General features: G+C 67.0%; 2 protein-coding genes. Both read right to left on the bottom strand.

Annotated features, from left to right (window positions below):
* Positions 1-1,533, bottom strand: a 1,533-nt coding sequence (locus ACR2JA_RS07665; protein WP_434008503.1) for a carboxyl transferase domain-containing protein, incomplete at its 3' end; no start/stop codon positions are given.
* A gap of 13 nt (positions 1,534-1,546) precedes the next feature.
* Positions 1,547-2,275: AMP-binding protein (locus tag ACR2JA_RS07660; RefSeq protein WP_434008502.1), on the bottom strand; the 729-nt coding region annotated here is incomplete at its 5' end.

Here is a 2,275-nt window from a genome sequence, read left to right as displayed (position 1 = left end):
CGGGTCGATCACGCCGTCGTCCCACAGGCGGGCGGTGGCGTAGTAGGGGTGACCCTGCACCTCGTACTGTTCCTTGATCGGGGCCTTGAACGCGGCTTCTTCTTCCGCGCTCCAGCTACCGCCCTTGCCTTCGATGCCGTCGCGCTTAACGGTGGCCAGCACACTCGCGGCCTGCTCGCCGCCCATGACGCTGATGCGCGCGTTCGGCCACATCCAGAGGAAGCGTGGGCTGTACGCGCGGCCGCACATGCCGTAGTTGCCGGCGCCGAAACTGCCGCCGATGATGATGGTGAACTTGGGCACCGCGGCGGTCGCCACGGCCGTGACCATCTTGGCGCCGTTGCGGGCGATGCCTTCGTTCTCGTACTTGCGGCCGACCATGAAGCCGGTGATGTTCTGCAGGAAGACCAGCGGCGTCTTGCGCTGGCAGCACAGCTCGATGAAGTGCGCGCCCTTGAGCGCCGATTCGCTGAACAAAATGCCGTTGTTGGCGATGATGCCGACCGGCATGCCTTCGATGCGCGCGAAGCCGCAGACCAGCGTGGTGCCAAAACGCGACTTGAACTCGCCGAAGTCCGAACCGTCGACGATGCGGGCGATGATCTCGCGCACGTCGAACGGCTTGCGGGTGTCGGTCGGGATCACGCCGTACAGCTCTTCGGCCGGGTACAGCGGCGCCACCGGGTCGATGGTGGCGATGGGCGGGACCTTGCGGGCGTTGAGGTTCTTCACCGCCTGGCGCGCCAGTGCGATGGCGTGCAGGTCGTTCTGCGCCAGATGATCCGCCACGCCCGAGAGGCGCGTGTGCACGTCGCCACCGCCCAGGTCTTCGGCGCTGACCACCTCGCCGGTGGCGGCTTTGACCAGCGGCGGGCCGCCCAGGAAGATGGTGCCCTGGTTCTTGACAATGATGGTCTCGTCGCTCATGGCCGGCACGTAGGCGCCGCCCGCCGTGCACGAGCCCATGACCACCGCGATCTGCGCGATGCCCTGCGCGCTCATGTTGGCCTGGTTGAAGAAGATGCGACCGAAGTGGTCGCGGTCGGGGAAGACCTCGTCCTGGTTGGGCAGGTTGGCGCCGCCCGAGTCCACCAGGTAGATGCAGGGCAGGTTGTTCTGCTGCGCCACTTCCTGCGCGCGCAGGTGCTTCTTGACGGTCAGCGGGGAGTAGGTGCCGCCCTTCACCGTCGCGTCGTTGCAGACGATCATGCAGTCCACACCACTCACGCGGCCGATGCCGGCGATGACGCCCGCGCAGGGCGCGCTGTCGCTGCCGTCGCGGTCCGGGTACATGCCCATGGCGGCCAGCGGGCTGAGTTCGAGGAAGGGTGTGCCCGGGTCCAGCAGCATCTGCACCCGGTCGCGCGGCAGCAGCTTGCCGCGCGCGGTGTGCTTGGCGCGGGCGGCCTCGCCGCCGCCGAGCGTGGCCTTCTGGATCTGCGCCTTCAGGTCGTCCACCACCGCGCGCATGGCGGCGGCGTTGGCCTGGAAGTCGGCGGAACGGGCGTTGAGTTTGGTGTCGAGTGCGGGCATGTGGTTCTCTCGGTCAGGCGGTCTTCGCTTCGGCCAGCCCCAGCTGGTCCTTCATGGCGTCGCGGATTTTGAACTTCTGGATCTTGCCGGTCACCGTCATCGGGAAGGCGTCGACAAAGCGGATGTAGCGGGGCACCTTGTAGTGCGCGATCTGGCCCTTGCAGAAGGCGCGCACGGTCTCCTCATCCAGCGTCTGGCCGGGCTTGACGATGACCCAGGCGCACAGCTCTTCGCCGTACTTCTGGTCGGGCAGGCCGACGACCTGCACGTACTGCACCTGCGGCATCCGGTAGAGGAATTCTTCGATCTCGCGCGGGTAGATGTTTTCGCCGCCGCGGATCACCATGTCCTTGATGCGGCCGACGATGTTGACGTAGCCCTCAGCGTCCATGGTGGCGAGGTCACCGGTGTGCATCCAGCCGTCGGCGTCGATGGCCTCCTGCGTCTTGGCCGGGTCGCCCCAGTAGCCGTGCATCACCGAATAGCCCTTGGTGCAGAACTCGCCACGCTCGCCGCGCGGCACGGTGGCGCCAGTGTCGGGGTTCACGATCTTCACCTCCAGGTGCGGCTGCACCAGGCCCACGGTGGACACGCGTTTGTCCAGCGGCGTGTCGGTGCTGCTCTGGCAGCTCACCGGGCTGGTCTCGGTCATGCCGTAGGCGATGGTGACCTCGCCCATGTGCATGTCGGCCTGCACGCGCTTCAACACCTCCACCGGGCAGGGTGAGCCGGCCATGATGCC

The sequence above is a fragment of the Hydrogenophaga sp. genome, from assembly GCF_051007235.1.
In the GTDB taxonomy this organism is placed as follows: Bacteria; Pseudomonadota; Gammaproteobacteria; order Burkholderiales; family Burkholderiaceae_C; genus Hydrogenophaga.
Note: the sequence above shows the minus strand (reverse complement) of the source record. Positions and strands in the feature narration are given on the sequence as shown.